At 65.3% G+C, this 5,482-nt stretch carries 8 protein-coding genes; 6 read left to right on the plus strand and 2 right to left on the minus strand.

The window, feature by feature from the left end; genetic code table 11:
• From acpS to recO, 6 genes are all read left to right on the plus strand, one after another.
• On the plus strand, window positions 1-393 hold a 393-nt coding region (gene acpS, locus V7N12_RS09870; protein ID WP_333714351.1), incomplete at its 5' end, for a holo-ACP synthase.
• A gap of 53 nt (window positions 394-446) precedes the next feature.
• Entirely contained in the window at window positions 447-1,283 is an 837-nt protein-coding gene (lepB, locus tag V7N12_RS09875) for a signal peptidase I (RefSeq protein WP_333714352.1), read from the plus strand.
• Window positions 1,280-1,960: a ribonuclease III gene (gene rnc / locus V7N12_RS09880; RefSeq protein WP_333714353.1), complete on the plus strand. Its 681-nt coding sequence runs from the start codon at window positions 1,280-1,282 to the stop codon at window positions 1,958-1,960. The genes lepB and rnc overlap by 4 nt, the downstream gene beginning before the upstream one ends.
• Window positions 1,957-2,871 (plus strand): GTPase Era, encoded by a 915-nt coding sequence (gene era, locus V7N12_RS09885; RefSeq protein WP_333714354.1) that lies wholly within the window; start codon window positions 1,957-1,959, stop codon window positions 2,869-2,871. The genes rnc and era overlap by 4 nt, the downstream gene beginning before the upstream one ends.
• Entirely contained in the window at window positions 2,868-3,194 is a 327-nt protein-coding gene (locus V7N12_RS09890) for a DUF1491 family protein (protein WP_333714355.1), read from the plus strand. The genes era and V7N12_RS09890 overlap by 4 nt, the downstream gene beginning before the upstream one ends.
• A 175-nt stretch (window positions 3,195-3,369) precedes the next feature.
• Complete coding sequence (gene recO / locus V7N12_RS09895; RefSeq protein ID WP_333714356.1) at window positions 3,370-4,098, plus strand: DNA repair protein RecO; 729 nt, start codon at window positions 3,370-3,372, stop codon at window positions 4,096-4,098.
• Here recO and V7N12_RS09900 read toward each other — a convergent pair.
• Entirely contained in the window at window positions 4,095-5,123 is a 1,029-nt protein-coding gene (locus tag V7N12_RS09900) for an SDR family oxidoreductase (RefSeq protein ID WP_333714357.1), read from the minus strand. The genes recO and V7N12_RS09900 overlap by 4 nt on opposite strands.
• A 51-nt stretch (window positions 5,124-5,174) precedes the next feature.
• Window positions 5,175-5,482, minus strand: a 308-nt coding sequence (locus V7N12_RS09905) for an acyl-CoA dehydrogenase family protein (RefSeq protein ID WP_333714358.1), incomplete at its 5' end; no start/stop codon positions are given.

Raw genomic sequence — 5,482 nt, forward strand, 5'->3', positions numbered from 1 at the left:
GGCATCGGCACGGACCTTGCGAATATCGAGCGCATCCAAGGCACACTGGACCGCTTCGGCGACCGCTTTCGCGACCGTGTCTTCACGCCGGTCGAACAGCGCAAGGCGGAACGCCGCAAGGATGTCGCGGGCACCTATGCCAAGCGCTGGGCCGCGAAAGAGGCCTGTTCCAAGGCGCTGGGCACGGGGTTGCGCATGGGGATTTCGTGGAAGGACATGGCGGTCAGCAACCTTGCGACCGGCCAACCCGTCATGCATGTCACCGGCTGGGCCGCCGAACGCCTGAAGGAAATGACCCCCGACGGGCACGAGGCGATCATCCACGTCACCCTGACCGACGATCACCCATGGGCACAGGCCTTTGTCGTGATCGAGGCGCGGCCCATCGCTTGACACTCCACACCCTGCGCATCATGTAGCGCCGACAACCAGCAGAGGACGCGGAAATGGCAGAGACTACAGGGGTGATCGCCTGGCTATGGGACACCGTCAAGACGATCTTCTGGGCGCTGGTGCTGGCCGGTTTGTTCCGCACACTGTTCTTCCAGCCGTTCTGGATTCCCTCAGGGTCGATGAAGGACACGCTGCTGATCGGTGATTTCCTTTTCGTCAACAAGATGGCCTATGGCTATTCCTATGCCTCTTGCCCCTCGATCCGTATTCCGGCTGTCGGTATCGACATCGGGGCCGAGGATTTCTGCGGCTTCATCGAGGACCGTGATGACCGGTTCTTCGGCTCGGACCCCGAGCGTGGCGATATCGTCGTCTTCCGCCACCCCGTCGATGGCCGCGATTTCATCAAGCGTCTGATCGGTGTGCCCGGCGACCGCATCCAGATGCGCGACGGGCTGCTTTACATCAACGATGCACCCGTGCAGGTCGAACCCGCCGGCACCTTCACGGAAATCATGGAACCGCAAGGCCCGCTGGGCACGCGCCCGCAGTGTTCGAACGGCGTCGTCGGACTGGGCGCTGTCTGCGAGAAGGAACGCTTTATCGAAACGCTGCCCAATGGCGTCAGCCATGCGATCCTGAATATCGGTGACCGTGCGACCGACAATACAGGCGTCTTCACCGTGCCCGAAGGCCAGTTCTTCTTCATGGGGGACAACCGCGACAACTCGACCGACAGCCGCGTGGCGCAGATCGCGCGCGGGGTCGGCTTTGTCGAGCGCAAGGATATCGTGGGCCGCGCCGATCGTGTGATGTTCTCGTCCGCGGGCCGATCGATGTTCGCCTTCTGGACGTGGCGCAGCGACCGCTTCTTCAAGGCGCTGGATTGAAGCTGTCGGCGGACCTCCTGGCCTTTGCGGGCCGTGTCGGGCATGACTTCAAGACCCCCGCCTACCTGATCCGCGCCGTCACACATTCGTCCATGTCCTCGGTTCATCGGGACGATAACCAGCGGCTGGAGTTTCTGGGCGACCGCGTGCTGGGGCTGGTGATGGCCGATGCCTTGCTGAATGCCGATCCGAACGCGACCGAAGGCCAGCTTGCCCCGCGTTTCAATGCGCTGGTCCGGCGCGAGACCTGCGCCGATGTGGCCCGCCAGATCGATCTGGGCGCTGTGCTGAAACTGGGCCGGTCCGAGATGAAATCGGGCGGGCGCAGGAAAGAGGCGCTGCTGGCCGACGCGATGGAGGCGGTGATCGCGGCGGTCTATCAGGACGCCGGGTTCGAGGCGGCGCGACGGGTCGTGCTGAATCTCTGGGGTGACCGGATCGGACAGGTCGAGGAAGACGCCCGCGACGCCAAGACAGCGTTGCAGGAATGGGCGCAGGCCCGCGGCGAGGTGCCGCCGCACTATACCGAGATCGCCCGCAGCGGGCCGGATCACGCGCCACAGTTCACCATTGCGGTGCAGCTTGCCTCGGGGCCGTCCGAACAGGCCACCGCCGGATCGAAACGGCAGGCCGAACAGGCCGCCGCCGCCGCCCTTTTGCAGAAAGTCTTGACATGAGCGACGCCACCAAAGCAGGTTTCATCGCCCTCATCGGCGAACCGAACGCGGGCAAGTCCACCTTGCTGAACCGCATGGTGGGGGCGAAGGTCTCGATCGTGACGCACAAGGTCCAGACGACGCGCGCGCGCATCCGTGGCGTGGCGATGGCAGGGCAGGCGCAACTGATCTTCATCGACACGCCCGGGCTGTTCCAGCCGCGCCGCCGTCTGGATCGCGCGATGGTTGCGGCGGCTTGGGGCGGGGCGGCGGATGCCGATGTGGTGGTCCTGCTGATCGAGGCGCATCGCGGCATGACCGACGGGGTCAAGCGCATCCTTGCGACCCTGGCGGACCGCGAGGTCAAGGTGCCCGTGGCGCTGGCCATCAACAAGATCGACAAGGTCAAATCCGAAGTGCTGCTGGCGCTGACCAAGGACATGAACGACGCCTATCCCTTTGCCGAGACCTTCATGATTTCCGCCGAAAAGGGCTATGGCTGCGAGACCTTGCGCGACTGGCTGGCGGGGGCCTTGCCCGAGGGCCCGTGGCTTTACCCCGAAGACCAGATCGCCGATCTGCCGATGCGCATGATCGCCGCCGAGATGACGCGCGAAAAGCTGACCCTGCGCCTGCATCAGGAACTGCCCTACGAGCTGACGGTGGAAACCGAAAGCTGGGAAGAGCGCAAGGACGGCTCGGCCCGGATAGACCAGATCGTCTATGTCGCCCGTGACGGGCACAAGGGGATCGTGCTGGGCAAGGGCGGCGAGACGGTCAAGGCCGTCAGCACCGCCGCGCGGGCAGAGCTGGAAGACTTCCTTGGCCGCCGCGTGCATCTGTTCCTGCAGGTCAAGGTCCGGCCGAACTGGCTGGAAGAGGCGGAACGCTATTCCGAGATGGGCCTTGATTTCAAAGACGGGAACGCATGAGGCTGACCGCCGATATCTGGGTGTCAGCCTATCTTGCAAGGCTGCGACAGATCGCGGTGCCGGCCTTTGTCGTGCGGCGGGGGGATGCGACCGCAGGCGCGGTGCTGATCAAGCTGAACACGCTGGACGGGCAGGCCCGCTGCTATCAGCGCAGTTTCGATCTGCTGACCGGTGACCGCCGCTGGATCGTGCTGGTCGAAGGGGACGAGGCGCAGGTCGATGCCGCGATCAGCAGGCAGCGCGGTTTCGATCCCGACCTCTGGGTGATCGAGGTCGAGGACAAGCAGGGCCGGCATCTTCTGGATGAACCGGGGCTTGATTGACAGCGACGCCGCTGGCGGCGCGTTTCCGCCATGACCGGGCGGCGTCCATGGCCGATGCCGGATGCCTCCGGCGGGAGTTTCATGGGAGAAAGAAGTTGCGGGACGCGGCGCTCAGGACGCTTGCAATCACGCCGCGGGCTGCTTGTTATGGCGCCATGATGGCGGATGTCCCCCGATGATCGAATGGCGCGATGAAGCCACCTTGCTGGCGGTGCGGCCCTTTGGCGAGACCTCGGTCATTGTCGAGGTGTTTGCGGCCGAACATGGCCGTGACGCGGGCGTCGTGCGCGGCGGGGCCAGCCGCAAGCTGGCGCCGGTGCTGCAACCGGGGGCGCAGCTGAGCGTCGCATGGAAGGCGCGGCTGGACAGTCATCTGGGGTCGTTCACGGTCGAACCCCTGCGCAGCCGGTCCGCTGCGGCGATGGGCGACCGGCTGTCGCTGGCGGGGCTGAATGCGGTCTGTGCCTTGCTGTCGCTGGTCCTGCCGGAACGCGAGGCGCATGCCCCGCTTTACTGCCGCACGGTGTCCTTGCTTGATCTGTTGGGTGATGGGGATCTCTGGCCTTTGGCCTATCTGCGCTGGGAACAGGCGCTGCTGGAGGACATGGGCTTTGCGCTTGATCTGTCGTCTTGTGCGGCCACAGGTGTGACCGAGGGGTTGGCCTATGTCTCGCCCAAGACGGGCCGTGCGGTCAGTGCGGCGGGTGCGGGGGGCTGGGCGGACAGGCTTTTGCCATTGCCGCCGGTGCTGGCGGGCGGCGGCGAGGCCAGCAATGCCGAGATCCTGCGCGCGCTGGGCACCACGGGCTATTTCATCGAGCACCGGTTGATCCGCAGTCTGGGCGACCGCGAGGTCCCCGCCGCAAGGCAGCGATTGCTGGATGCGATTGCGCGGGCGGGTTAGGCCGGTTTGTTCTCGATCAGATAGCGGGCGGCGTCGACCACCGCGTTGCGCGACTGGTGCATCCCGCGCCCCAGCGTGGCCTTTGCCCGGCTGTTGTCGAATTTGTCGACCCGACCGAGGTTCGGCACGATCGAGCGCACGGCCGGATCGAAGAGCCCCAGAAGCCGGATGACGATATCGGGCGCCACGCGCGTGACGGTCTTGCGCCGGGGAAACGCCGTCTTGATGGCCTGCGCCATATCGGCGAATTTCAGGAAATTCTCGACCGCCATGATGCGCTGCCCCACGGTCTGGGGCTTGTCGATCACCGTCACATGCAAGGCGGCCACATCGCGGATATCGACCGCAGTGAAGCCCACATCGGGCAGCATCGGGTCCTTGGCGTTGACCAGCCGTTCGATGACCGCGATCGAGGTGCCGAAATGCCGGTCAAGCGGCGCGCCAAGGACAAAGCCGGGGTTGATGACGGTCATCTGCATCGCGGGCGCGTCATTGGTGACGAAGTCCCACGCCGCCTTTTCGGCCAGCGTCTTGGATTTCGTATAGGCCGTCAGACCCGGGGTGTCGGGGTCGGTCCAGTTCGTTTCGTCGTAAGAGGTGTCGCCCGCAGGCAGGTCCGATCCGGTGATCGCCGCCGTGGACGAGGTCAGCACCACGCGCGTCACCCCCGCCCGATGCGCCGCCCGCAGCGCCCGCAGGGTGCCGTCGACAGCGGGGCGGATCAGGGCGGCTTCGTCCTTGGGCTGTGTCAGCGGGAAGGGCGAGGCGGTGTGCATCAGCACATCGACACCCTCCATCGCGGCGTCCCAGCCGTCGTCGCGGCCAAGGTCGAGTTCCACGAAGGTCAGCCGTGCCTCCAGATTGCTGGCGTCGCCAAGGTGCGGGCGGACGGCCTCGATCACCTCGGCCCCGCGCGACAGCGACCGGACCGTGCCGCGCACGCTATAGCCTGCGTCCAGCAGGTGCAGGGCGATGTATTTCGCGATGTAACCGGAGGCGCCGGTCAGAAGGACGGTTTTGGGCATTGGGCGACTTTCCTTGACTATGCCTTTCTACGTCCCGCTGCGACAGGCGGTTCAGTCTTTGTCCAGAAGCCGCCTTGCGATGACCTGCGCCTGAATTTCGGCGGCCCCTTCAAAGATGTTCAGGATCCGCGCGTCGCAGAGGATGCGACTGACCTTGTATTCCAGCGCAAAGCCGTTGCCGCCGTGGATTTGCAGCGCGTTGTCGGCCGAGGCCCATGCCACGCGCGCGCCCAGCAGTTTCGCCATCCCTGCCTCAAGGTCGCAGCGGCGGTCGTTGTCTTTTTCGTGCGCGCTGAAGTAGGTGAGCTGGCGGGCCACCATGATCTCGACCGCCATCATGGCAAGCTTGCCCGCCACGC

Source organism: Yoonia sp. (genome assembly GCF_036770585.1).
Taxonomy (GTDB): Bacteria; Pseudomonadota; Alphaproteobacteria; order Rhodobacterales; family Rhodobacteraceae; genus Yoonia.